The organism is Actinoplanes siamensis, from assembly GCF_016862395.1.
In the GTDB taxonomy this organism is placed as follows: Bacteria; Actinomycetota; Actinomycetes; order Mycobacteriales; family Micromonosporaceae; genus Actinoplanes; species Actinoplanes siamensis.
This window is the reverse complement of sequence record NZ_BOMW01000037.1, coordinates 58020-83098: the sequence shown is the minus strand read 5'-3', so window position 1 is coordinate 83098 and position 25079 is coordinate 58020. Positions and strand designations below refer to the sequence as shown.

The 25079-nt window shown below is 71.9% G+C and carries 19 protein-coding genes and 2 tRNA genes; 13 read left to right on the top strand and 8 right to left on the bottom strand.

The features are described from left to right. Nucleotides 1-41 precede the first annotated feature (41 nt). Nucleotides 42-2309, top strand: coding sequence for a putative bifunctional diguanylate cyclase/phosphodiesterase (locus Asi03nite_RS20705; RefSeq protein WP_239102810.1), 2268 nt, complete (start codon nucleotides 42-44; stop codon nucleotides 2307-2309). Between the two features lie 126 nt (nucleotides 2310-2435). On the opposite strand, the gene Asi03nite_RS20700 is transcribed toward Asi03nite_RS20705, so the two are convergent. Next, complete coding sequence (locus Asi03nite_RS20700; protein ID WP_203682070.1) at nucleotides 2436-2993, bottom strand: TetR/AcrR family transcriptional regulator; 558 nt, start codon at nucleotides 2991-2993, stop codon at nucleotides 2436-2438. A gap of 73 nt (nucleotides 2994-3066) precedes the next feature. Here Asi03nite_RS20700 and Asi03nite_RS20695 point away from each other — a divergent pair, with 73 nt between their 5' ends. Further along, nucleotides 3067-4500 carry an MFS transporter gene (locus tag Asi03nite_RS20695; RefSeq protein WP_203682069.1) on the top strand — a complete coding sequence of 478 codons (1434 nt, stop codon included), beginning with the start codon at nucleotides 3067-3069 and terminating at the stop codon, nucleotides 4498-4500. A gap of 48 nt (nucleotides 4501-4548) precedes the next feature. Here the strand turns inward: Asi03nite_RS20695 and Asi03nite_RS20690 are convergent, their stop codons facing one another. Further along, nucleotides 4549-4746, bottom strand: coding sequence for a hypothetical protein (locus Asi03nite_RS20690; RefSeq protein WP_203682068.1), 198 nt, complete (start codon nucleotides 4744-4746; stop codon nucleotides 4549-4551). A 304-nt stretch (nucleotides 4747-5050) separates the two neighbouring features. Between Asi03nite_RS20690 and Asi03nite_RS20685 the strand changes: the two genes are divergently transcribed. The 5 genes from Asi03nite_RS20685 (at nucleotide 5051) to Asi03nite_RS20665 (ending at nucleotide 9540) form a co-directional block, all read left to right on the top strand. Next, nucleotides 5051-5122, top strand: a tRNA-Trp gene (locus Asi03nite_RS20685). A gap of 74 nt (nucleotides 5123-5196) precedes the next feature. Beyond that, nucleotides 5197-5271, top strand: a tRNA-Leu gene (locus Asi03nite_RS20680). Nucleotides 5272-5736: 465 nt separating this feature from the next. Beyond that, nucleotides 5737-7305: a DHA2 family efflux MFS transporter permease subunit gene (locus Asi03nite_RS20675; RefSeq protein WP_373872144.1), complete on the top strand. Its 1569-nt coding sequence runs from the start codon at nucleotides 5737-5739 to the stop codon at nucleotides 7303-7305. Nucleotides 7306-8295: 990 nt separating this feature from the next. After that, entirely contained in the window at nucleotides 8296-8901 is a 606-nt protein-coding gene (locus Asi03nite_RS20670; RefSeq protein WP_203682066.1) for a helix-turn-helix transcriptional regulator, read from the top strand. 78 nt (nucleotides 8902-8979) lie between these two features. Further along, nucleotides 8980-9540 carry a VanZ family protein gene (locus Asi03nite_RS20665; RefSeq protein WP_203682065.1) on the top strand — a complete coding sequence of 187 codons (561 nt, stop codon included), beginning with the start codon at nucleotides 8980-8982 and terminating at the stop codon, nucleotides 9538-9540. Here Asi03nite_RS20665 and Asi03nite_RS20660 read toward each other — a convergent pair. Continuing rightward, complete coding sequence (locus Asi03nite_RS20660) at nucleotides 9476-10612, bottom strand: glycosyltransferase (protein ID WP_203682064.1); 1137 nt, start codon at nucleotides 10610-10612, stop codon at nucleotides 9476-9478. The two genes, Asi03nite_RS20665 and Asi03nite_RS20660, sit on opposite strands and share 65 nt — an antisense overlap. Before the next feature lie 385 nt (nucleotides 10613-10997). Between Asi03nite_RS20660 and Asi03nite_RS20655 the strand changes: the two genes are divergently transcribed. The 5 genes from Asi03nite_RS20655 (at nucleotide 10998) to Asi03nite_RS20635 (ending at nucleotide 17298) form a co-directional block, all read left to right on the top strand. Beyond that, nucleotides 10998-12926 carry a nucleoside-diphosphate sugar epimerase/dehydratase gene (locus Asi03nite_RS20655; protein WP_203682063.1) on the top strand — a complete coding sequence of 643 codons (1929 nt, stop codon included), beginning with the start codon at nucleotides 10998-11000 and terminating at the stop codon, nucleotides 12924-12926. 70 nt (nucleotides 12927-12996) lie between these two features. Further along, nucleotides 12997-14253 carry a nucleotide sugar dehydrogenase gene (locus Asi03nite_RS20650; RefSeq protein ID WP_203682062.1) on the top strand — a complete coding sequence of 419 codons (1257 nt, stop codon included), beginning with the start codon at nucleotides 12997-12999 and terminating at the stop codon, nucleotides 14251-14253. A 13-nt stretch (nucleotides 14254-14266) separates the two neighbouring features. Beyond that, on the top strand, nucleotides 14267-14926 hold the full coding sequence (locus Asi03nite_RS20645) for a sugar transferase (protein WP_203682061.1): 660 nt from the start codon (nucleotides 14267-14269) through the stop codon (nucleotides 14924-14926). After that, complete coding sequence (locus Asi03nite_RS20640) at nucleotides 14916-16022, top strand: hypothetical protein (protein WP_203682060.1); 1107 nt, start codon at nucleotides 14916-14918, stop codon at nucleotides 16020-16022. The genes Asi03nite_RS20645 and Asi03nite_RS20640 overlap by 11 nt, the downstream gene beginning before the upstream one ends. A gap of 37 nt (nucleotides 16023-16059) precedes the next feature. Next, nucleotides 16060-17298: a hypothetical protein gene (locus Asi03nite_RS20635; RefSeq protein ID WP_203682059.1), complete on the top strand. Its 1239-nt coding sequence runs from the start codon at nucleotides 16060-16062 to the stop codon at nucleotides 17296-17298. Between the two features lie 383 nt (nucleotides 17299-17681). Here the strand turns inward: Asi03nite_RS20635 and Asi03nite_RS20630 are convergent, their stop codons facing one another. Next, the gene (locus Asi03nite_RS20630; RefSeq protein WP_203682058.1) at nucleotides 17682-18116 is read right to left on the bottom strand and encodes a hypothetical protein; all 435 of its coding nucleotides are present in this window, start codon (nucleotides 18114-18116) and stop codon (nucleotides 17682-17684) included. A 291-nt stretch (nucleotides 18117-18407) separates the two neighbouring features. Between Asi03nite_RS20630 and Asi03nite_RS20625 the strand changes: the two genes are divergently transcribed. Then, nucleotides 18408-19670 carry a multidrug effflux MFS transporter gene (locus Asi03nite_RS20625; protein ID WP_373872143.1) on the top strand — a complete coding sequence of 421 codons (1263 nt, stop codon included), beginning with the start codon at nucleotides 18408-18410 and terminating at the stop codon, nucleotides 19668-19670. 102 nt (nucleotides 19671-19772) lie between these two features. On the opposite strand, the gene Asi03nite_RS20620 is transcribed toward Asi03nite_RS20625, so the two are convergent. The 4 genes from Asi03nite_RS20620 to Asi03nite_RS20605 form a co-directional block, all read right to left on the bottom strand. After that, nucleotides 19773-20999 carry a phospholipase D-like domain-containing protein gene (locus Asi03nite_RS20620; RefSeq protein WP_203682056.1) on the bottom strand — a complete coding sequence of 409 codons (1227 nt, stop codon included), beginning with the start codon at nucleotides 20997-20999 and terminating at the stop codon, nucleotides 19773-19775. Nucleotides 21000-21322: 323 nt separating this feature from the next. After that, nucleotides 21323-22759 (bottom strand): GGDEF domain-containing protein, encoded by a 1437-nt coding sequence (locus Asi03nite_RS20615; protein ID WP_203682055.1) that lies wholly within the window; start codon nucleotides 22757-22759, stop codon nucleotides 21323-21325. Between the two features lie 72 nt (nucleotides 22760-22831). Continuing rightward, nucleotides 22832-24040: an FAD-dependent monooxygenase gene (locus Asi03nite_RS20610; protein WP_203682054.1), complete on the bottom strand. Its 1209-nt coding sequence runs from the start codon at nucleotides 24038-24040 to the stop codon at nucleotides 22832-22834. A gap of 12 nt (nucleotides 24041-24052) precedes the next feature. Beyond that, complete coding sequence (locus Asi03nite_RS20605) at nucleotides 24053-25075, bottom strand: GNAT family N-acetyltransferase (RefSeq protein WP_203682053.1); 1023 nt, start codon at nucleotides 25073-25075, stop codon at nucleotides 24053-24055. Nucleotides 25076-25079 lie beyond the last annotated feature (4 nt).

Genomic DNA, 25079 nt, shown 5'->3' with positions numbered 1-25079 from the left:
CACTCGATGGCCGGAATCGGCATAGGTCCGACCTTCTTCGCGTGGCGCTCAACTTCACCGGTGACGTGCCGAACAGTCCGGATGTGACGGGTCTGCGGCATCCCCCGTGGTGGCTCGCCTGGCTGCTGGGTGGCACGGTCGCCGTGGCCGGGTGGTCGCTGCTGCCGTACGGCTGGATCGCGGTCCTCCTCTCCTTCCTGCTCTCCCTCGCGGTCTGCGCGATGATGGTCGCCGGCGCACGCCGCCGCGACCGGTCCGAGCAGCCGGGTTGGTGGGTGTTCGTGGCCGGCGTGGCCACCTGGGTGGCCGGGGACCTGGTCTACGCGACGCAGGGCGCAGGCAGCTATCCCTCCTGGGCGGACGCGTTCTACCTGGGCGCCTACCCGCTGCTGACGACAGCGCTGTTCCTGCTCACCCGGCGGCGCGGGTCGTTCTGGCCGGGCAACCTGATCGACTCGGCGATCGTGGCGATCAGCGTCGGGATCGCGTACTGGACGTTCGTGATCGAACCGATCGTGGCCGACGACACCATGCCGCTGCTGGCCCGCGCGGTCACCGCCGGCTACCCGACGATGGGTGTGCTGCTCTGCGCGCTGCTGGCGCCGATGCTGCTGCGCCGCGGCCCGCACAGTGCCGGGATGTGGCTGCTCACCCTGGGCGGTGTGGTCACCCTGGTCTGCAACGCGGTTTACACGCTGCTGCCGGCGGTGATGGAGACCGCCGGGTCGTACGTCTACTCGGGTTATCTGCTGGCCTACGTCTTCTGGGCGGCCGCGGCCGCCCACCCGGCTCCCACCGCCGGCCACGCCGAGGAGAGCGACAGCCTGGGCTGGAGCCGGCTGGTCGTGCTGACCGCCTCGATGCTGCTGGTCCCGGCGATCCTGCTGGTGCAGGGCGAGCACGGCGGCGGCCGGATGAGCTGGCTCGCCGTCGGTACCGGCTCGATGGCGCTGTTCGTGCTGGTCGTGACGCGGATGTCGGGGTACATCCGGCGCGCCCACAGCCAGGCCCGCAGGCTGCGCGACCTGGCGATGCGCGACGATCTGACCGGATTGCCGAACCGGCGCGCGTTCGAGGAGGACGCGGCCCGGGGCGTGGCGGCCGGCCCGTGCCGGCTCGTCATGATCGACCTGGCCGGTTTCAAGCACGTCAACGACCGGCTCGGCCGCGCCGCCGGCGACCAGGCGCTGGCCGCGGTGGCCGGGCGGCTGCGCGCCTCGCTGCGCGAGGGGGACACGGTGGCCCGGATGGGCGCCGACGAGTTCGCCGTCCTGGCGGTGGACACCCGCGACGGCGAGGGCGACGCGGTGGTCGGCCGGCTGGTCGACCTGCTGCGCCGGCCGGTCGTCTCGGGCGAGCACGAGCTGCTGCTCAACGCGCGCTTCGGGGTGGCCGACAGCGAGGAGGGCGACGCGGTGCCGGTGCCCGAGCTGGTGCGCCGGGCGGATACCGCCCGGTACGCCGCCAAGGCGGCCGGCAGCCAGCTCATGGTCTACCACGCCGACCTGGACGAGCGCGCTGACGAGACCGCCCGGCTCGGCGCCGACCTGCGGCACAGCCTGGACGACGGCGACTTCCACGTCGTCTACCAGCCGATCGTGGAACTGCGGACCGGGCGGGTCCGGGCGTGCGAGGCGCTGGTGCGCTGGCGGCATCCGGTCCGCGGGTTCGTCAGCCCGGCCGACTTCGTCCCGGTGGCCGAGGACAACGGCCTGATCGTCGAGCTCGGCGAGTTCGTCATGCGCACGTCCTGTCACCGGTTCGCCGCCTGGCGCCGGGAGCTGGGAGCTGACGCGCCCAGTTACATCAGCGTCAACGTCTCCGCCCGGCAGCTGAGCGAGCCGGGGTTCCCCACGGTGGTGGCCGGGATCATCGCGGAGGCCGGCATGGAACCGGCGCAACTGCTGGTCGAGGTGACCGAGACCGCGCTGTTCGGCGGCGGGACCGCGGTGCAGGCGGTGGAGACGCTGCACGGCGCCGGGGTGGGCATCGCGCTCGACGACTTCGGCACCGGCCACTCGTCGCTGGGCCTGCTGCGGACCGTCCCGGTCGACGTGCTCAAGGTCGACAAGTCGTTCGTCGACGAGATCATCGAGGGCGGTGGCCGGGCGGTGATCGTGGACGCGCTGATCCACGTCAGCAAGGGGCTCGGGCTGCGCGCGGTCGCGGAGGGCGTCGAGACCGCGGAGCAGGCGGCCTACCTGCGGGATCTCGGCTACGAGTTCGCGCAGGGCTACTTCTTCGGCAGACCCGTGCCGGATCCGGATTTCACCGGGAACGGCCAGGTCCTGGCCGCCGGGCAGGCCTGAGGTCGGCCGGGCGCCGGGCATGCCCGGCGCGAGTTCGACGGCGACGGGGGTACGGCCTGGGGCCCGGTCCGGCTCAGCGCTCGGCCGGGGTCTCGCACGCGCTGCCCTGCCGCGGGGCGGCGACGGTCACCGGTTGCGGATCCCGTCCAGCGCGAAACCGAGCACCCGGTCGCGCTGTTGCTCGTCGACGAAGGTGCCGGACACCAGGCCGGAGATCATCCGCAGCAGGTCGTCGAAGCTGGCGTCCGGGCGGACCTCGCCGGCTGCCCGGGCGCGCTCCAGCAGCGGCTCGCCGGCCGCGTACATGGCGGTGCGACAGGCCTTGAACAGCTCCGACTCCCGGTTCAGCGCGTCGATCACGGCGCGCTTGGTCACCACGTACCGCACGAAGCGGTCCAGCCAGGAGCGCAGCGCCTCCCACGGCGGCAGCGCGGCGACCGCCTCGGCGGCCGCGCCGAGCTGGTTGATCTCCTCGACGTAGACGGCCTCGAAGAGGTCGCGGCGGGTCGGGAAGTTGCGGTAGAGCGTGCCGATGCCCACGCCGGCGCGCCGGGCGATCTCCTCCAGCGAGGCGTCGGTGCTGCTCTCGGCGAAGGTGTCGCGGGCGGCGGCGAGCAGCGCGTCGTAGTTGCGGCGCGCGTCGGCGCGCTGCGGGCGGCGCACCGCGACCGGCACGTCAGGCATGGAGACCCTCCTCACATCACCTCCGGCGGGAACGGGTTGCAAACCGGAGGCCTCCCTCCACTAATCTGGAGGCATGCCTCGACTTTATCAGGCGACCCCGCGTGTCACCTTCACGGTGCTGGCGGCCGCCGCCGCCGCGTTCGCCCTCATGCAGTCCCTGGTCACCCCGGTGCTGCCGACCATCCGGCAGGACCTGTCCACCACCACCGGCACGGTCACCTGGGTGCTGACCGCCTGGCTGCTCGCCGCCTCGGTGGCCACCCCGCTGATGGGCCGGATCGCCGACCTGATCGGCAAGGACCGCACCCTGCTGGTCGCGCTCGGCGCCATCGCGCTGGGCTGCCTGCTCGCCGCGATCGCCCCGAACGTGACAGTGCTCATCGTCGCCCGCGTCGTGCAGGGCCTGGGCGCCGCCGTCTTCCCGGTCTCCTTCGGCATCATCCGGGACGTGTATCCGCCGGCCCGGGTCTCCTCCGCGATCGGCGTCCTGGCCGCGGTCATCGCCAGCGGCAGCGGCGTCGGCATCGTGCTGGCCGGCCCGATCGTCGGCTGGCTCGACTGGCGCTGGCTGTTCTGGATCCCGATGGTCGCCGTCACCCTGGTCACCGTCGTCGCCTGGCGGGTGATCCCGAAGTCGCCGGCCGGTGGCGGTGGCCGGATCAACTGGGTTTCCGCGGTGCTGCTGGCCGGCTGGCTGGTCGCTCTGCTGCTGCCGCTGAGCAAGGGCGCGAGCTGGGGCTGGGCCTCCGGCCGTACTCTCGGATCGTTCGCTCTCGCCCTGGTCTTCTTCGCCGCCTGGATGGTCAGCGAGCTGCGCTCCGCCGAGCCGCTGATCGACATGCGGATGATGCGCCTGCCCGCGGTCTGGACCACGAACCTGGTCGCGCTGCTCTTCGGCGCCGCGATGTTCGGCGTCTTCGCCTTCCTGCCGCAGCTCGTGCAGGTCCCGGCCAGCACGGGTTACGGCTTCGGCGCCACCGTCACCGGCGCCGGGCTGCTGATGCTGCCGATGATGGTGACCATGGCGGTGTCCGGCTCGGTCAGTGGGCCGCTCACCCGCTGGGTCGGCAACAAGGCGCAGCTGCTGATCGGCGCCGGGCTGGGCACGCTGTCCGCGCTGAGCCTCGCGCTGGCCCACGACAGCCGGGCGATGGTCGCGCTCACCGGCGCGGTCTTCGGGATCGGCCTCGGCCTGCTCTACTCGTCGATGGTCAACCTGATCGTGCAGAGCGTGCCGAGGAGCCAGACCGGCGTGGCGAGCGGGATGAACACCAACATCCGGACCATCGGCGCCTCGATCGGCACCGCGGTGGTCAGCTCCGTGGTCACCGGGCACGCCGGAGCCGGAGGACTGCCCGCCGAGTCCGGGTACACCGAGGCGTTCCTGCTGCTCGCCGGGGCCAGTGCGCTGGCTTTCCTGGTCGCGCTGCTGGTGCCGTCGGGCCGCAAGCCGGCCGTCACCCCGGCGCCGGTGGCGCTCCCCGAGCTCTCCCCGGTCGAGGTCTGAGACGACGGCGGCACGCCGGGCCCCGGCTGAGCGGGGCCCGGCGTCGCCCTATCGGTAGGTTTCCTCGTCCGGCTCCTCCGCGGAGCGCTGGATGAGATCGTTCACCGGCTCGGGCCGCCCACGCAGCTCGGGCTCGTCGGGTTCCGGCCGGCCGGCGTCGCCGGACCCCTGCTCGCCGGCGTCCGCCGACCCGGGTCCGTCGGTGGTCACGAACTCGGCGAAGCCCTCGGGTTCAAGATCGCTCATGCCCGGCCGTATACCCGAAGCCGTGTCGTAAATGCGTTGCCGCTCCCCGCAAAGGGGACCTAACGTGATCGGCACGAGCGAGCCGGGGCCCGGAAGGCCCCGATCACGAAGGAGAAGCGATCATGCGGTGGCAGGCCTCGACCGGGACGCGGCGGCTGATGCCGCGTGGCGAGGGGCCCCTGACGCGATCCGGTCTGACCCTTCCGGAGTCGCTGACGGCTTCGAGGCGGTGGCGAGGCTAGCAGTCCGGCTAGCGTCGATCAGCCGCCCTCCCGAGCCGGGACCGGGCGGTTCTTCTTTTCCCACGGGTGTAGCTCAACCGCAGAGCGGCAGCCTCCACATCTGTCAGGTGCGGGTTCGAATCCTGCCGCCCGTGCGTCTTTCGACAAATCCACAGTGGATGGCACCTTCGTGCCGGCCGCCGGCTCCCCGTCCCGCCGCGGGGACCACGCCCGGGTAGCCCAACAGGCAGGAGGCACACCGCTCAGAACGGTGGCAGTGCGCGTTCGAATCGCGCTCCGGGTACGCACGTCTCCAGGAGAACCGGCCGATGCCGTCCACCGTGGATCACCGCGGACGGGCCGGCTGCCCGGCCGCTCCTCATCAGGGTGGTCCGCCCGATCGACACCGGGGTCTGCGACCGGGCTCCCGGCCGTCCGGCGCCATCGACCACCGGCGCCGGAACGGCCGTGGACCGACGCGATCGGCGCCGGCGTGGCGCTGGGCGCGCTGCGGGCGCTCGGCGGCGGTCTGCTCACGCCGGCCGCCGGGCACGGGGCCGTCGACGGGCTCGGTGTGCTGTTCTCGTCCCGTGTGGCCGAAACGCCCGATCAGTGGGGAGGGACACAGTCGGGAGCCGGATAAATGGGCGGTGAGCACGGAGTACGCCCGCTAGGCTCCTGCGCGAGACACGGCGGGTCAGGGGGCTGCTCCCGCCGGATGAGTCCGGACGATCCGCCGCGTGCGCCCACGCGGCGTTTGGAGTTTCTTTTGACCAGTCAAGCAGAGGCTGCGCCGGCGAAGCTGGACGCCGCCGTTCTCAAGATCGCCGGCGTCGTGGTTCTCGGCGCGATCATGTCGATCCTCGACGTCACCGTGGTCAGCGTCGCGCTGCCCACCTTCCAGTCCGAGTTCGGCGCGACCTACGCGCAGGTCGCGTGGACCATGACCGGTTACACGCTGGCCCTGGCCACGGTCATCCCGATGACCGGCTGGGCGGCCGACCGGTTCGGCACCAAGCGGCTCTACATGACCGCGCTGCTGCTGTTCACCATCGGGTCGGTGCTCTGCTCCACCGCCGACAACGTCGGCCAGCTCGTCGGCTACCGGGTGCTGCAGGGCCTGGGCGGCGGCATGCTGATGCCGCTCGGCATGACGATCATGACGCGGGCGGCCGGTCCGGAGCGCATCGGCCGGCTGATGGCCGTGCTCGGCATCCCGATGCTGCTCGGCCCGATCGGCGGCCCCATCCTCGGCGGCTGGCTGATCGACGTGGCCAGCTGGCACTGGATCTTCCTGATCAACCTGCCGATCGGCGCGATCGCGCTGGTCTACGCGTGGTGGGCGCTGGAGAGGGACAACCCCGAGCCGTCCGAGTCGTTCGACTTCCTCGGCATGCTGATGCTCTCCCCGGGTCTCGCCGCCTTCCTGTACGGAGTGTCCTCCCTGCCCGAGGAGGGCCGGTTCGGCGCCACCAAGGTGTGGCTGCCGATGCTGCTCGGCGGACTGCTGGTGATCGGGTTCGTGTTCTACTCGTTCAAGCCCGCGCACCCGCTGCTCGACCTGCGGCTGCTGCGCAACCGCAACCTGACCGTCGCGACGATCACGCTGGCGGTCTTCACCGTCGCCTTCATGGGCGCCGGACTGCTCTTCCCGAGCTACTTCCTGCAGGTGCGCGGTGAGTCGACGCTCGACGCCGGGCTGCTGATGGCCCCGCAGGGCATCGGCGCCATGGTCACCATGCCGATCGCCGGCATGCTGGCCGACAAGGTGCCGGTGGGGCGCACGGTCCCGTTCGCGCTGCTCCTGATCGCGGCCGGGTTCTTCACGTTCACCCAGGTCGGGACGGACACGTCGTACGTGCTGCTGTGCGGTTCGCTGTTCGTGATGGGTCTGGGCATGGGCGGCACCATGATGCCGATCATGACCTCGGCGCTGAAGACGCTGACGAACCACGAGGTGGCGCGGGGCTCCACGCTGCTCAACATCCTGCAGCAGATCGCCGGCTCGGTCGGCACCGCGATGATGTCGGTGATCCTGACCAACCAGCTCAACGACTCCGCGGTCATCCCCGGCGCCAAGGCCCCGGACGGCAGCGCGGTCACCGAGGCGGGCGCGGCGATCGGCGCCCAGCAGAACCCGGCCCTCGCCCAGCAGATCCCGCCGGACCTGCTGCACCGCGGCCTGCAGTTCGTCGCCGACTCGTTCGCGACGACGTTCTGGGTCGGCTTCGTTCTCACGCTGATGACGCTGATCCCGGCCTTCTTCCTGCCGCGCCGGGCCCAGCGCTCCGCCACGTCGCAGGAGGGCGCCGCGCCGGCGCCGATCGTCATGCACTGAGGTTTTTCGGTTCGCTGCAGGCGCTCCCGGTTCTGCCGGGGGCGCCTGCGCCGTTTCCGCGCGCTCTGTCCATCAGTCCCCCCACCTCACCGTCCCGGTGGAACACCGTCCCCGTAGCGTCGTGTCCCCCCTCGCCGCCTCCGCGTGCCGCCCGCGTTCCCGTCATGTGGCCCGCGCCCGTCGCGGACCGTCCCGCCGCCTGCGCTCCCGTCACGCCGCCTGCGCTCCCGTCCCGCCGCCTGCGCTCCCGTCACGGGCGGCGCGCTGTCGGGCGCCCGGCGTGCGCTGCCAGGCGCCCGCGCCCGCTGTGTGCCGTGCTGTCGCGCCGCCCGCTGTGCACCGTGCCGCGCGGCCCGGCGACATTCGCTCCCGCCACGCCACGCGCCTTGGGCGCCGCGTGCGGCCGGGTGAGGCGGCCGGTGGCAATAGGTGTGATCTCGGGGGCCTCTGGATGCCAGCCGGACGCGGGTGGCCGGTGGTGAGGCATGGATGGGGTTGTTCCGGGTTCGGGGGATCAGGGAGGGCGATCCATTCGATATTCGGAAACGGTCTTGTGGTGATCGATTTCTGGCTGTCGAGCGGGCGTTGACGATGTCGGGCGTGATCGTGGGGGAGTGAAAATGAGGGGATGACTGTCCGGTATGGTGAGTTTGTGCGGTTTTGATGATGATTTCTGATGGGTGCCCACGGACTGCTGCGCACGTTCTGGGCTGGGGATTCGTTGATCTGGTGGACTTGACTCCGTCGAACGGCCGACAGAACGTGCACGCAGCGTTTCCGGCGGTTACTTTATGTGTGTGGCCGTGTCGGCGGTTGTGGCACGAAAATGTTTTGACCTGCGCCGGGCCGTACCGTTGGAGATCTTTATCGGATCGACTCGTGCAGCACTCGCAGAATGAACCGCGAGTCTCCGAGAATTAGTGCGTCGAGCGTTCCAGACGGGGTCTGGCGCGGGCCGCGGGCCTGCGCCCATCGACGAGGGTGGTGTTGATGATCCGGGTCGTGGTGGTGAGAGACGAGGGTTACTTCGGTGTCCCGGTGCGCACGTTCCTGGAGACGGAACCCGACATGCATTACGTCACCACCCTGCCCTTCAACGGTGAGCTGGCGCCCCGCGCGGCGCAGCTCTGGCCCGCGGTGATCGTGATCGACACGGAGTACATGGTGAGTCAGGTGCTGCCGGTCGCCGACGAGTTGCACACCGCGATCCCGTCCTGCGCGACGCTGCTGCTGTGCGACCCGTCGAAGCGGGGCATGCTGCCGCCCCGCCGGTGGAACGGGGGGATGAACTTCCTCCTCAAGAGCGCCGCGGCGTCGTCGCTGGCGGATTCGGTGCGGCGGCTGGCGGCGGGGGAGCGGGTGGTGTCGCCGATATTGCAGGCGGCGTCGCTGAACACCGATCGCGGGTTGAGTACCAGGGAGCTGGAAGTGCTGGGCCTGGCGGCGGAGGGCGAGTCGGTGAAGGAGATCGCCGGCCGCCTTTATCTCTCCGGCGGCACCGTGCGGAATTATCTATCCGCGGTGATCGCCAAGACCGGCGCCCGTAACCGCCTCGACGCCATCCGCATCGCCCGCAAAGAGGGTTGGCTCCGCTGAAGACCGCGGCTGACGCCCGGACGGCGTCGTTCCGAAGAGCCCGGGAGGCCATGACCGGGTCGCGTAGCGTGGGTTCCGATGCGCGTTGAACACTTCGTGGTGCCGGCCCTGCCGGTGCTGTTGCCCCTGGGCGGCATCCTCATGCTGCTGTCCTGGCTCTGGCTGCGGCGCCGCGGCGAGCTGACCGCCAGGCGGCTGCTCGCGGCCTGGGCCCTCTGCTGGTACGCGGTGGCGGTGCTCGGCGCGACGATGCTGCCCGCGCACCTGGCCTGGGGTCCCGACGCGGGGCCCGCCCAGACGTACCGCATCCTGCTGGTGCCGACGCTCAGCATGCGCCGCCGGGACTTCGTGCTCAACACCATGATGACGCTGCCGCTGGCCGCGCTGCTGCACCTGAACTTCGGGATCGACCAGCGGCTGCGGGTGGTCCGGATCGGTTTCCTGCTCAGCCTGACCATCGAGATCACCCAGCTGGTGATGATCGTGACCGTGCACGGCAACCGCTGGGCGGACGTCAACGATCTGCTGTCGAACACGATCGGCACGATCTTCGGCTACGTCGGGTGGCAGTGGCTCATGCGTTCCGCGCGCGTCCGCCGTGCGGTGTCGGGCAGCCCGGCCACGGTTCGGTCAGGCTGAGCCGCTCGTAGAGCCGGCTCACCGCGGCGGCCAGGTGGTCGGCGTCGTAGCGCAGCCCGGCCGTGCGGGCCGGCAACCGCGCGCCGTGCCGCTCCCGGAGGCAGAGCACCTCCGCGCGCAGCGCCCGCGGCAGCGACTCCGGGTCGTGCGGGGAGAGCCGGTGCGTGCCGCGGACCGGTGTCCGGGCGGCGGAGCGCTCCTCCAGCGGCGGGCACGTGGCGTAGACCGCGGGCAGCCCGGCGGCGATCGCCTCGAGCACCGCGAGCCCCCAGGTGTGCCGGTCGGATGAGGCGAAGACGTCCATCGCGCAGAGCATCTCGCGCGGGTGGCGGACCGTGCCGGCGAACAGCACCCGGCCGGCGACGCCCTCGATGATCGCCAGCTGTTCCAGGGCGGGCCGGGCCGGGCCGTCGCCGGCCAGCAGCAGGACCGCGCCCGGCACCTCGGCTACGGCGCGGATCAGCAGGTCGAAGCGTTTGGCCGGAGTGAGCCGCCCGATCGTCCCGATCACCGGCACGTCGTCGGCCACTCCGAGCCGGGCCCGGGCCGCCGCCCGCAGCGTGGGGTCGAAGCGGTACTCGGCCGGGTCGATGGCCCGTGGGATGGTGGCGATCCGCTCGGCCGGGACGCCCCGGGCGCGCAGCCGTTCGGCGATAGCCGCGGTGGCCGCTATCGTCATCTCCCCGAACCGTTCGCTGAGCAGGTAGAGCGGTCCGAGCCGGGTGGCGCCGGGCCGGCCCAGGTGGTGTTCGGTGGCGACCACGTGCGGGACGCCGGCCAGCCGCGCGGCGATCCGGCCCTGCACGCACGCGCGGTAGAGGTGGGTGTGCACCAGGTCGTACCGGCCGCGGCGGATCAGGCGGCGCAGCCGTACGATCGCCGCGAGGTCGGTGTCGCGGTCGCTGTTCAGCTCGTGCACCGGAATCCCGTCGGCCGCGATGGCCCGGGCCTCGGCGCCGGGCGGGGCGAGCGTGACCACCTCGCTGTCGTGCGGCAGCCGGTGCAGCAGCAGCCGGAGCTGGTGTTCGGCGCCGCCCTCCGCGGAAGTGCTGATCACGTGCAGCACCCTCATCGTCGATCCCCCAGTCGCATAGTCGACAGGACGCTTGCGACGGCTCAGCGAGAACGGTGCCGGAATGACGAGCGAAGCGTAAGTCGCAGATGTCATGCCTAAGATGATGATCCTTCATCATTGATGTGACACCTTCCACCAAATGTCCGCTGTCAATGTCCAGAATGCCGTTCCCAAAATGGCGGCGGAGGGAACACGAGAACTTCTCACGTAGCCTGTGACAATTGCTACTGTAATTGACTCCCCGGCTGCTGGAACGCTGAAGGTCGCGAATGGCTTGCAATTTCTCGGCAACTCGCCGAAAGCGATTCCGAGACCCAGATCTCTTACGCCGAGCGCAGGATCCGAGGCCGGTTGCCGCCGGCATCGCACGAGGGGGAATCCCATGCAGACACGGCGAGCCGCGGCCGGTCGGACGGCCGCGGACCCAGCTGTCGCCGAGTGGCCCGGCCCGGCGCCGTGGTTCCGCGCGGCCCTACCCGGCCGGGCGGCCCGCGCCGGCGCCGACGCCCTCGCCCTGACCACCGCCCTGCTGATCGCCACCCTGCTGCGCCACGACGGGCACCTGGAATACCTGAACGGCACCGGGCTGATGGAGCTGTCCCTGGTCGCCGTGCTGGTGCACACCGCCGCCGGCATCCAGTTCGGCCTCTACACCGGCCGCTGGTCGTACGGCTGCTTCGAGGAGATCCTGGCCCTGGCCAAGACCGCGGCGGTCACCACACCTGCGGTGTTCGTGCTGGACACGCTGCTCGGCCGGCTGGCGCCGCGCTCGGCGATCATCGCGGCCGGCCTGTTCGCGCTGGTGCTCGCGGCCGGCATCCGGTACGCCGCGCGCCTGCTGCAGGACCAGCGGCTGCGCCCGCGCCCCGAGCCCGGCACCCGGGTCGTGGTGATGGGCGCCGGCGAGGGCGCGACCCAGGTGATCCGGGCCATGCTGCGCAGCCCGTCCAGTCCGTACGTCCCGGTCGCCCTGCTCGACGACGACCCGACCAAGCGCGCCCTGCAGGTGATGGGCGTGCCGGTGGCCGGCAACCGGCACGCGATGGCCGAGGTGGTCCGGCGCTTCCACGCCGACGCCGTGGTGATCGCCATCCCGAGCGCCGGAGCCCCGCTGATCCGGTCGCTGACCGACCTGGCCGCGCCGCTCAACGTCGACGTCAAGGTCGTCCCGCCGGTGGTGGAGCTGTTCGGCCGGACCGTCTCGGTCGAGGACATCCGCCCGGTCAGCCACGCCGACCTGCTCGGCCGCCGGGAGATCACCATCGATCTGGCCGCGGTCGCCGGTTACCTGCAGGGGCGCCGGGTGCTGGTGACCGGGGCCGGCGGCTCGATCGGCTCCGAGCTGTGCCGGCAGGTCGCCCAGTTCGAGCCGGCCCGCCTGGTGATGCTCGACCGCGACGAGTCCGGCCTGCACGCGGTGCAGCTGTCCATCGACGGGCGGGGCATGCTGGACGACCGCAACCTGGTCGTCGCCGACATCCGCGACCAGCAGCGGCTGAACGAGGTGTTCGCCGAGCACCAGCCGCAGGTGGTGTTCCACGCCGCGGCGCTCAAGCACCTGCCGCTGCTGGAGATGCACCCCTCGGAAGCCCTCAAGACCAACATCCTGGGCACGTACCAGATCCTGCAGACCGCGATCCGGCACGGCGTCGACCGGCTGGTCAACATCTCCACCGACAAGGCCGCCGACCCGTGCAGCGTGCTGGGCTACTCCAAGCGGATCACCGAGCGGCTCACCGCGGCCGCCGACGCCGCCGCGCCCGGCACGTACACCAGCGTCCGCTTCGGCAACGTGCTCGGCAGCCGCGGCTCGGTGCTCACCGCGTTCGCCGCGCAGGTCGAGGCGGGCGGGCCGATCACTGTCACCGATCCGGACGTGACCCGGTACTTCATGACCGTGCAGGAGGCGTGTCGGCTGGTCATCCAGGCCGGCGCGGTGGACAGCCACGGCGAGGTGCTGGTGCTCGACATGGGTGAGCCGGTGCGGATCGCGGACGTGGCCAAGCGGATCGCGGAGAGCGCCGAGGGCCACGTCCAGATCGTCTACACCGGTCTGCGGCCCGGCGAGAAGCTGGCCGAGGTGCTGCTCGGGCCGGACGAGCCGGACCACCGGCCGAACCACCCGCTGATCTCGCAGGCGCCGGTGCCGCCGCTGGACGGCGCGGTGCTCTCGCTGCTCGACCCGGCGTCGCCGCGCGCCGATCTGATCGCGGTGCTGCGCTGGCTCGCGGAGAGCCCGGCGCTGCCGACCGGCGGTCACCCGGGCCGGCGCCAGGCGGAGTGCACCATGCGCCTCGGGCGGCACCCGTGACCGGGAACCCGCACCACCACGATCAAGACCTGCTTCCCGTACGACACCAGAACCGGACAGGAGCACTCCGATGCGGGTAGTCATCGCCGGTCAGGGCTACGTCGGGCTGCCGCTCGCGGTGCGCGCCGCCGAGGCCGGGCACACCGTCGTCGGCTTCGACGTCGACGAGGACCGGATCAAGCGCCTGGCCGCCGGCGAGTCCTACGTCGACGACATCACCTCCGAGCAGCTGCAGCGGGTCCTGGCCGGCGGCAACCTGATCCCGTCGGCCGACCCGCGGGCGTGCGCCGGCTTCGACGTCGCGGTGATCGCGGTGCCCACGCCGCTGCGCGACGGCACCCCGGACCTGCGCCACATCGAGGAGTCGGCCCGCACCCTGGCCCGCTACCTGCGCCCGGGCGCCACGGTCGCGCTGGAGTCGACCACCTATCCCGGCACCACCACCGAGCTGGTCGCCCCGATCCTGCAGGAGGGCTCGGGACTGGTCGCCGGCGAGGACTTCCACCTCGGCTACAGCCCGGAGCGCATCGACCCGGGCAACCGGCAGTGGCACCTGGCCACCACGCCCAAGGTGGTCTCCGGGATCAACCCGGCGTCGCTGGAGCGGGTGCGGGCGTTCTACGACTCGGTGGTCGAGACCACCGTGCCGGTCTCCGACCCCAAGGTGGCCGAGTTGGCCAAGCTGCTCGAGAACACCTTCCGGCACGTCAACATCGCGCTGGTCAACGAACTCGCGGTGTACGCGCACGACCTCGGCATCGACGTCTGGGAGGCGATCGACGCCGCGTCCTCCAAGCCGTTCGGCTACCTGCGCTTCGTGCCCGGACCCGGGGTGGGCGGACACTGCCTGCCGATCGACCCGTCGTATCTGTCCTGGCGGGTGCAGCGCACGCTCGGCCAGAGCTTCCGCTTCGTCGAACTGGCCAACGACATCAACAACCACATGCCCGACTACGTCGTACGAAGGCTGGTCGCCGCCCTGAACCGGCGCCGCAAGGCGGTGCACGGCTCGACCGTTCTGCTGCTCGGCCTGGCCTACAAGAGGAACAGCGGCGACGCGCGGGAGTCGCCCGCCCGCCGGGTGGCCGCGCTGCTGCTGGAGATGGGCGCCGAGGTGCGCGCCGCGGACCCCCACGTGGTCGAGGACGCGCACGTGGACCAGCGGGTCACCCGGGTGACGCTGACCGCCGGGCAGGTGGCCGCCGCGGACGCCGTGGTGCTGCTCGCCGACCACGACGCCTTCGACCTGGACCTGGTCGTCGAGCACGCCCGCTACGTGCTGGACACCCGGCACCGGCTGACCGGAAACACCGTCGAATCGATGTGAGCCTGGGGGAGTCGTGGACCTCGTACGCCCGATCTGGAACCTCGCCAATCAAATCGCCGCCGCCGGCGCGCTGATCCTGCTCTCCCCGGTGATCCTGGCGGTCGCGCTGTGGATCCGCGTCGCCGACGGCAGGGGCGTGCTCTTCGTCCAGGACCGAGCCGGCCGGGACGGCAAGCCGTTCCGGATGCTCAAGTTCCGCTCGATGGTGCACGACAGCGTCGCGATGAGCGCGAAGCTCGGCATGGCCGACCCGTTCGGCCTGCTGCACGACGATCCGCGGATCACCCGGTGCGGCCGGATCCTGCGCCGCACCAGCCTGGACGAGCTGCCCCAGCTGATCAACGTGGTGCGCGGGCAGATGAACCTGGTGGGCCCGCGCCCGGACGTGCTGCCGCAGGTGGCGAACTACTCGCCGGAAGACGCGCGGCGCCTCGAGGTGCGACCCGGGATCACCGGCTGGGCGCAGGTCAACGGCCGCGACGACATCGACTGGCCGGCGCGGTTCGTGCTGGACCGCTGGTACATCGACCACTGGTCGCCGCTGCTCGACCTGCGGATCATCGCGATGACGCTCACCGGGCTGAACCGCGGCGAGCCGCCGGTGCGCGTGGACACGCTGAACATCCGGCGGGCGGCCGGGGAGAACACCCAGGACCTCAGCCGTGCCGTCTGAGCCCGCGGAGATCGGGTCGGAGTTCCACTGGGACCCGGCCGCCCTGGTCGGCGACGACCGGGGCGGCCTGCCCGGCTGGGTGCCGCGGCGGCGGGAGCTGTTCGCGACCGGGTGCGGCGCGTTGGCCGCGGTGGTGCGGCGGCTCGCGCCGGACGGGCGGCTGCACGTGCCGTCGTACTTCTGCCTGGGGGTGGCCGAGGCGCTGGCCCGGATCGTCCCGATCGCGTTCTACCGGCAGCTGCCGGACGGGCGCGGGCCGCGGTGGGAGACGCTGCGCGCCCGGCGCGGGGACGTGGTGCTCGCGCAGAACCTGTTCGGGTGGGACGCGCCGGAACCTTGGCACGCCTGGATACGCGGGCACCCCGGGATCCCGGTGATCGAGGATCATTCGCACGACCCGTTCGGCCCCTGGGCGCGGAACAGCACCGCGGCGTACGTCGTGGCGTCGCTGCGCAAGACGTTGCCGGTGCCGGACGGCGGGTTGCTGTGGTCGCCGGTGGGCCGGGAGCTGCCGGCGCCGGACGGGGCGGAGAGCCCGGGCGCGGCGCGGAAGCTGGCGGCGATGCTGCTCAAGTCGGGATGGCTGGACGGCCGGCCGGTGCCCAAACAGAGTTTCCGCGCGCTGCAACGGGCCGGCGAACAGGAGCTGCTCGGCAGCACCGGGCCGGCCAGCACGTTCACCCGCGCCGTGCTCCCGATGCTGGACGTGCCCGGGGTCCGCGCGGCGAGCAGCCGGAACGCCCGCGCGCTGCGGAACGCGCTGGACGGCCGTACCGGCGAGGTGAAGGTCTTGTGGTTCTCCCGGGTCGCGGCGGACGCCGCGCCCTTCCGGCTGCAGCTCCTGGCGCCGTCCGAAACCGACCGCGACGCGCTGCTGGCACATCTGGCGCGTAACCGGATCTACGCCCCGGTGCACTGGCGGCAGGACCGGCGCGGGTGGTGGAGCGGCGACGCGGAGGCGGCCGCGCTGGCGGACCGCGCGCTCACCCTGCCAGTTGATCATCGGTGCAGCTCAGGCGATGTTTTCCGGATGGCCGAAGTGGTCACGTCGCAGACCTCGCGCGAATCGAGGAGCGGCCATATCATCAGGGCGTGAGAGCGGCCCGCACCCTCGGTGACGGCGGTCGATCGCGATGACCGGCGGCGGCTGGTTCGCGCTGGGCATCGCCATCTTCGGCTCGCTCTGCTACGCGGCCGGCTCGATTTTGCAGGCCGTCGGCGCCCGGCGCAGCACCAGCGCGGTCAAGACCCTGGGCCACCCGCTCTACCTGATCGGCATCGCGCTGGACATGATGGCCTGGCTCGGGTCGATGATCGCGCTGCGCGAACTGGCGGTCTACCTGGTCGAGTCGGTGCTGGCCGGCTCGCTGGCGGTCACGGCGTTCGCGGCGTGGGCGTTCCTCGGCTCCAAGCTGCGCCGGCGCGACGTCGCGGCGATCGTGGTGACCATCTGCGCGCTCGGCGGGCTGGCCCTGTCGGCAGGCCAGCAGCACGTGGTGGCCGCGTCGCTCGGGCTGCGGCTCGGGTTCGTGGTGGCCCTGGTCGTGGTGCTCGTGCTGGGCTGGGCCGCCACCAGGGTCGGGTCGCCGGGGCTGATCGCCTCGATCGGCGGGCTCTCGGTCGGCGCCGCGGCGCTCGGCGGTCGCGCGCTGCACCTGCCCGACGACGAGATGACCACCGTCGGCTCGGCCGCGATGGCGATCCTCAGCGAGCCCCTGACGTACGTGCTGCTGGTGTTCGCCGCCAACGGCATGGTGATGTACGCGAACGCGCTGCAGCACGGCGACGTCGGCCGGGTCACCGCGGTGCACTGGACCGGCGAGGTGATCGCGCCGTCGGTGATCGCGCTGACCCTGCTCGGCGACACCGTGCGGCCCGGCTGGGAACCGGTCGCCCTGGCGGCGGCGCTGGTCACCGTCACCTGCGCGATCGTGCTGGCCAGCGCCCCGGCGACCACCGCGACCGCGGCCGGCGGCGGCGAGCCGCAGATGCTGCCGGCCGGTCCGCAACCGCACGCCCTGCCGGCGCCGCCGCTGCCGATCCTGCCCGGTGCGGCCGGTCACCCGGTCGCCGCGCTGGTCCCGCTCGAGGCGTGGCGGCTGGCGATCCCGCTGGAGGCCCGCTGGCCGGCGTTGCAGCCGCCGCTGGTCCGCGGGTACGGGACGATCGTCTGGTGGGGGCCGCCCAGCGCGCCGTTGCCGATCTGGGTGCCGCCGGACCGTACGCTCGTGCCCCGCGACCGGCCCAAGCTCGCCGACCGGCCGCAGCGGATCTGGCCGGCCCGGGTCGGCCCCCAGTTGCCGGAGACGCGCCGCCCGGCCCGGCACCGTGACCTGATCATTCCCACCCGGCGCCGCCACGACGCCGCCTGATCCGCCCGGCCGGTCCTCGGGGGTGTCTCACGGCCCCCGGACACACCCCTGACTGCCAGCCGAGCGCCGGCCGTGCCGGGCGCCGGTGCGTGGTTCGGTTGCGGTCGGACGCCCGCCGGGGATTCATCGCTGCTGGCCACGGTCCGCTCGACGATCGCGCGGGCTGCGTGCTGCGGGCTGCGGGCGCTAGCATGGAGCACCTGCACGCTGGGGCGCGTGTCGAAGGGAGCACGCACGCCGGGGCGGGCCGGGAGCGGGCGGCACTGGGAACGCGGGCCGGGACGGCGCGCGGTGCGAGCGCGAGGCGGGGGCTGGGCGCGGACGGGGAAGTGGGCTCGCGTGGCAGTGTGGGACCGGGCTCCGGCGGCGCCGCCGAGGGACGGTCAGGGAGCCGGGACGTAGGTTCCGGTGACCCGGACCGTGGACCGGCCGGAGTTGCCCCGTACGCCCTTGAAGCTGCACGCGTGCGTGGTCACGGCGATCCGCATGACACGCCGCTCGTCCCGGACGCCGTCGGTGACCGCGACGTGGTCGTCGTAGGTGATGTGGTAGCCGTTGTCCGACCCGCGGGCGTTGAGCCACTCCACCTTCACCGTCTGCCTGTCGATGGCGAGGCCGTCGGGAGCCTGGGCGGTCGCCGGCTCCGGGGAGGTGCGGCAGTCCCGGACACCGTCCGCGCTGGACGGTCCGGTCGACACGGTGGCGACGATGTCGAAGCCGGTCTCCGGCGCCACGGTGACGCCTCCGGTGGGCGGCAGCACGCCTGCGGCCAGCGCCGTGGGGACCGCGAGGAGCGTGTTCAGAGTCCGGTCATTCATCGGATATATCTCCCAAATCCTGTCGAATATCCCGGACCACGCTAGCCGAGCCCAGGCCGGGCGGGGCCGCATTTGCGCAGGTCACCTCGGCCGTGTGTCGGAAAGGGATCTCGCCGTCGTGGATGGCCGACCGCCGTCGCGGCACCCCCGCCGATCAGCGCGGATCTACCCTGTCCGTATTCATTCGGTCATACCGCACGGAGCCCGATGTGAGCGCCGTTACCAATCGCGGGAAGGCGGAAGAATCCGGGGCCGGGCCGGCTTGTCGACGTCGTGGCTGAGACTGGAACCGTGACCCCACCCGACGACGACATCTCCCCCGGAGAGCTGCTCCCGCTCGGGCGCCGATTCGGGATCGTTCTCGTGCTCGGCTTTCTGACCGCGCTCGGCCCGCTGACCATCGACATGTACCTGCCGTCGCTGCCGACCATCACCACCGACCTGCACGCCGGCGCCGCGGCCGTCCAGCTCACCCTCACCGGCACGCTGGTCGGGCTGGCGTTCGGCCAGCTGCTGGTGGGGCCGCTGGCCGACGCGGTGGGCCGCCGGAGGCCGCTGCTCGGCGGCATCGCGGTGCACGTGCTCGCCTCGGTGCTCTGCGTCGTGGCGCCCAACCTGGCCGTGCTCGGCTCGCTGCGGGTGCTGCAGGGCCTGGGCGCCGCCGCCGCGACCGTCGTCGCGATGGCGATGGTGCGCGACCTGTTCGACGGGCTGGCCGCGGCCCGGCTGTTCTCCCGGCTCATGCTGGTCGTCGGGGTGGCCCCGATCCTGGCGCCGACCGTCGGCGGCCTGGTGCTGAACTGGACGTCGTGGCGCGGCGTGTTCGTGGTGCTCACCGCGGTCGGCGTGGCGATCATGGCGGCGTCCGCGCTGGTGCTGCCGGAGACGCTGCCGGTTGCCCACCGGCGCAACGGCGGGGTGCTGGGCACGGTCCGCGACTACGGCCGGCTGTTCACCGACCGGGTGTACGTGGGACTGATCCTGGTGGCGGGCCTGGCGATGGCGGCGCTGTTCGCGTACGTCAGTGGCGCCTCGTTCGTCTTCCAGGACTCCTTCGGCATGAGCGAGCAGCAGTTCGCGCTGATCTTCGCGGGCGGTGCTGTCGGCCTGATCGGGGCGACCCAGTTCAACGTGCGGCTGCTGCGCCGCTGGACGCCGCAGCAGATCATGGGCGGCGCGCTGCTGGCCGGCCTGGCGTCCGGCCTGGTGCTGCTGGTCCTGGCGGCCACCGGGACCGGTGGGCTGGTGGGCATCCTGATCCCGCTCTGGGTGGTGCTCACCATGGTCGGCCTGGCGATGCCGAACGCCCCGGCCCTGGCCCTCTCCCGGCACGGCGAGGCGGCCGGCACCGCGGCGGCCCTGCTCGGCGCCGTCCAGTTCGGAGTGGGCGCGCTGGCCGCGCCGCTGGTCGGGGTGCTCGGCGTCGGCGCGGTCGCGATGGCCGTCGTCGTCTTCGGCGGCATGCTGGCCGCGACGCTCGTGTGCTTCCTGGTGGTCCGTCCGCACCGCCTCCCGGTGGAGCGGCTGGAACCCGCCCTGGCCGTCGCGCACTGAGCCGGTGTGGCCGGCGACGGCGGGCCCCCGGGAAAGTGTCGTCCACGGCGCAGGGGCCGCGTCCCGGTTGGACGCGGCCCCTGTCGATCCCGGCTTACCTGCCTACTTGCAGGGGTAGTTCGACGTCGTGCAGGTCACCGCGTTGGTGTTGTCGTAGGCGTCGTTGAAGTGGTTGAAGTACGCGTTGTACAGCGGGTGGGTGGTGCCCGTCTCCGGCGCCATCTTCACGAAGATCTCGTCGTTGTCGGTCAACGCGTCCGCGCTCCAGTTCTGCGAACCGGTGTAGACCCGGTACGCGTACGACGTGCCGAACTTGGCGTACAGCGCGAAGAACTTGTCGTGCACCATGTCCATATGGCGGATCTTGACGCCGGCGGAGAGCAGGTCGTCGTACACGCTCTCGGTCACGTTGATGCCGCCGTCGCTGTCGCTGCCGACCACGACCCAGATCTGGCAGCCGGCCGCCTTGAACCGCTTGACCAGGCTGGTGAGACCGGGACGGCCGCCGGTGATGAACGCCATGCCGATGCGCAGCCGGCAGTTCGCGTCCGGGGTGGCGTCGTTGAGCCGGGTGACGATCGTGTCGGTCTGGCCCGAGCCCTCCGGGGAGGCGTACGCGTCCGCGGCGGTCGCCTGGTAGTACCCGCGGCCCGAGGCGGAGTCGTAGTAGTCGTTGCCGGAGTAGTGCTTCCGGTTCCACATGTCGTTGAAGTTGGCGTTCAGGCCGTTCATCAACGCGGTGTCGCCGTACACCGTGATGGTGTTGTTGAACGAGTTCGGGCCGGTCGTGTACGTCATGTTCGCCGAGCCGAACCAGGAGACGTTGGACCGCGCCGTGCCGTTCGGGTCCGTGGTGGACGTGAAGGTGAACATCTTGGTGTGCATGTCACCGTCGGCGCTGGTGCTGATGCAGGCGCGCCCGCCGCCGTAGGAGCAGAACTTGTGGTTGGTCAGCTGCTTGATCAGCCCGATGCCGGGGTCGGTGGACGCCTGGTTCTTGCCGTCCAGCACGACCATCACGGTGACGCCGCGGTTCTGTGCCTGCACCAGCGCGTTCGCCACCGAGTCGATGCTCAGCGAGTGGAGCGTGCCACGGATCGTCGACCCGGCCGGCGCGGCGTTGATCAGCCGCTGCAGCTCCAGGTGGATCGTGTTGTCGGCCTTGCTGTCGTACGCGGCCGGGTTGTTGAAGTGCGCCCAGACCGGGTAGCCCCCGATCGTCGCCTGCACCGTGTCATCCGGCGCGGCCTGTGCCGCCGTCGGCACACTGACCGTCAGGACGCCCAGGATCAGGGCCATTCCAGCGCGTAGCAGGTGGTGCCGTCGCAAAATGCCTCCCCGTGTCTTGATCATTTCGCACGGGGAGTATCGGGCATCAGTTTACATACGTCAATTGCACAGGTAACGGCCAGGTGACGCCGAACGGTACGGAACAAGGCGCGCGCACCCGCCCGCCGCCGAGACGCCCCTCACACCCGGACGCCCAGCTCAGCTGGCACCGGGAGGTCGCAGCGGGCCCGCGAGACGCCCCGCGCGCCGGCTGGCGGGCAGAGGTCTCTCCTGGCGGCGAGGGAGTGGCGGGGTCAGTGGGTCATGGCGAGGGCGAAAGCGTCGTCGCGGACGTCCGCGACGGACCTGGTGATCATTTGTGGTCATGCCACCCGGGCGGCCATCACCACTTTGTTGCGCCCGTCGCGTTTCGCCTCGTACATCGCCATGTCGGCGTCCCGGACCAACCGCCCGACGCGCTGCTTGCCGGGCTTTCCGAAAGCGATGCCCACGCTGGCGCCGATCCGCACCCCGGCGTCGAAGGCCTCGCCGAGCGCGGCGAGCACCCGGTCCGCCACCGGTGCCGGGTCTCCGGGGGTGAGCACCGCGAACTCGTCACCGCCGAGCCGGGCCACCAGGCCGTCCGCGCCGGCCGCGGCGCGCAGGCGCCGTCCCACCTCGACCAGCACCCGGTCCCCGGCGTCGTGCCCGTAGGTGTCGTTGACCGGTTTGAACCCGTCGAGGTCGATGAGCAGCAACGCCACCGGCCGGGCCCCGGCGAGGGCGCGTTCGGCGCCGGACTCGAAGCCGGCCCGGTTGGCCAGTCCGGTCAGCGCGTCGTGCTCGGCCCGGAACCGCAGGTCCTCGACGAGCGTGGAGAGCTGCCGGGTGAGGCGCCGGTTGTCGCCGAGGATGAGCATCTGCCGGGACACCACCAGCGCGGTGAGCGTCATGCTCAGCGCGGCCAGCATCCGGTCCATCCGGCCGCCGCCGATCAGGATCGACACCCCGGTGACGAAGGCCAGCAGGAACGGCACGTACGGCAGGTACGCCCGCGGCCGCCCGCCGTCGCTGAGCCGGGTCACGCCCCGCAACTCCGAGCGGTGCGGCGCGGCGACCGCGATGATCGTGAACGCCACCATCCAGAGCGCGTCGGGCAGCGCCCCGAACCGGTAGGTCCCGTCGATGGTCTGCGCCGCGTACGTGATGTCGGCCACGAACATCACCAGGATCCCGACCGCGGAGATCTCCAGCGGCGCGCGCAGCGCCGGACCGGCGTCGGCGAGCAGCAGGAGCAGCAGGCTGAGCACCACCACGTCGGTGAGCGCGTAGGCGACCGTGCCGATGTTCGGGTGGCCGGAACGCTGCAGCGGTCCCAGCAGCAGGGCCCAGAGCACGAAGAACAGCGACGTCCCGATCATCAGGGCGTCGAAGAGGGTGCGCAGGCTCGCTGACGGCGTGCCGACCAGCAGCACCGCGGCCAGCGGGGTGGCCACCATGGTGACCACGAAACAGGCGTTCGCGAGGGACGAGGCCGGCGCGAGGCCGGTGTCCCAGCCGTCCAGCACCCAGATGCCCTCACCGGTCGCCCAGCCCGCGGCGGCGAGGCTCCACAGCGCCAGGCCGGCCCGCATCCGGCCGCCGGCCCGCAGCGCCGCGCGGCCCCAGCGGAGCGCCGCGCACAGGCCCACGCCGGTCAGCGCGAGCTGGCTGATCCGGCCGGCCGCCGCCGGCGGCAGCGGCAGCACCACGACCAGCAGCAGGTACAGGGCGGCGAACGCCAGGGCGATCAAGCCCGCTGTCCGCCGCCTTCGCACCATGCCCGCAACCATCGGTCCGGGCCGCCGGGACCTGAGACCAATGCGGCGGTACGGCCGGAGCGGGCACCGTTGTCAGGGGACGGCGGCGCGCAGCCGGCGAGCGGGCCGCCGGCGCGCGCGGTTCCAGCGTCGCGCGCTCAGGGTCCAGCGCAACACGGTGCGCGGGACCGCGCCCTGGGTCGACATGTGCAGCAGGTAACGCCATGCCGGGTACTCGCCGCGGCGATTGGACAGGGCGTAGGAGAAGCGCTTGGCCGGCAGGTCAGCGTATTCCGGCATCCGCTCGAACCAGGCGCTGCTGGCGCGCGCCGCGCGTTGCAGCGGGGCGAGCGCCGCCTTGCGGCGGTGCTCGTACCGCTCCAGCGCGGCGGACAGCGTCTCGCCGCCCGAGGCGAAGGAGGCGACGGCGTCCGCCAGCGCCATCGCGTCCTGCATCGCCAGCTTGGTGCCGGAGCCGATGGCGAAGTGGGTGGTGTGGGCGGCGTCGCCGATCAGCACCACGTTGCCGTGGTCCCAGCGGCCGGCGGTGACCCGCCGGAAATTGAGCCAGCCCCGCCCGGCGTCGTCGAGCGGGTGGCCGTCCAGGTGCCGTTCGAAGATCTTCCCCAGCCGCGCGGCGCCGGCCGCCGGATCGAGCCGGTCCAGGCCCAGCCCGGTCCACGTCTCGGGCGTGCACTCGACGATGAACGTGCTGGCGCCGGCGGTGAACGGGTAGGCGTGGAACCAGATCCAGCCGGCCTCGGTCTCCTCGAATCCGAAGGTGAAAGTGCGGAACACGCGCGAGGTGCCGAGCCAGATGTACTTGTTGCGGCCGGTCTCCACCTCCGCGCCGAAATGCTCCGCGTCGTGGTCCCGGATCCGGCTGCCCGCGCCGTCGCACGCCACGATCAGGTCAGCGGCCGGCAACTGGGCCGGATCGGTCAGCTCCTGCTCGTAGCGGAGGTCCACGCCGAGCTCGCGGGCCCGCTTGCCGAGGATGTCCAGCAGCCGGTGCCGGCCCAGGCTGAAGCCGTAACCGCCGAGGTGGGTGACAGGTTTGCCGGCGGCGCGCACCTCGTACTCGTCCCACTTGTACGCCGCGTCCCAGATCCGGGCGGCGCTCACCGGGTCATATCGGAAGAGGTCGTCGAGCAGGTCGTCCCAGAAGACCACGCCCCAGCCGTAGGTGACGCCGGCCGGGTTGCGCTCCAGCACGGTTACCTCGTGGGCCGGGTCGGCCAGCTTCGCCAGCACCGCGAAGTACAGACCGGCGGGTCCGCCGCCGACGCAGGTGATCCGCATGGCGTGAGCTCCTCATCGGTAGGAGGGAAAGGTGCCGGTCAGGTCCGCGGGGTCGGCGCCGGGCCGCTTCCGTGCCACCAGCCGGCGGTACGCGTCCCGGTCCGTCACCACGCGCCAGGTGTGGAACGGATGGCGGCTGGGGGAGAACCCGGCCTTGTAGGCGAAGAGCGAGTCGTTGGCGCCACCCTTGCCGCCGCCCAGGTGGAACACGGACGCGCCGCGGTCCTTGCACCACCGCCGCACCGAGTCGTAGAGCAGCTCGTCGGCGTACCGGCCGCGGGCGCGGCGGGTGGACGAGACGTATCCGGTGGCGATCCCGTCGTACTCGAAGAACGTGTTGCCGCCCACCACCTCGCCGTCCTCCAGCGCGACGGCCAGGTGCATGTGGTCACCGACGGCGTCGTGCAGGGCGGCCAGGTGTTCGTACGTGAAGAAGTAGTAGTCGGCCGCGCCCACCCGCCGCATGTTGTCGTGGTAGACCTCGACCCACTCGGCGAGCCGGCCCCAGTCGTCGAAGACGACCCGGGTGCCGGCGCGTCGTGCCCGGTTGATGTGGTTGCGGTGGTCGCTGCGGGTCTGCCTCCACATCTCCTCGACGCCGACCGTCAGGTCCATCGACACCGTCTCGCCGTGCCGGACCAGCGCGCCGGCCTCGGCGAGCACCGGCGACGGCGGGTTCAGCAGCGGGTGCATGCGGACGAAGGCCGAGATCACGCCGGTCTGCCGCAGCGTCGTGGCGAGCGCCGCGCAGGCCGCCCGCCAGAAGCCGGTGTCGGTGGGCGCGGCATCGCTGACCGGGCCGGGATAGCCGTACGGCGACAGCGCGTCCCGCAGCTCCGAGCCCGGTATCTCGCGGACGATCAGCGGTATCAGCAGCCGCCGCCCGCCCCGCTCGAAGTGGAACGCGGCAGGCGTGCCGCCGTACAGCCGGGCGTCGAGGACGACGTAGTCGGGCACGTGGTACAGGTCGTGGCCGACCTGCGCCAGTGCCTCCTTCCACTCCCGGGCCGCCGGTTCCAGCAGCGATGCCGTCATAGAT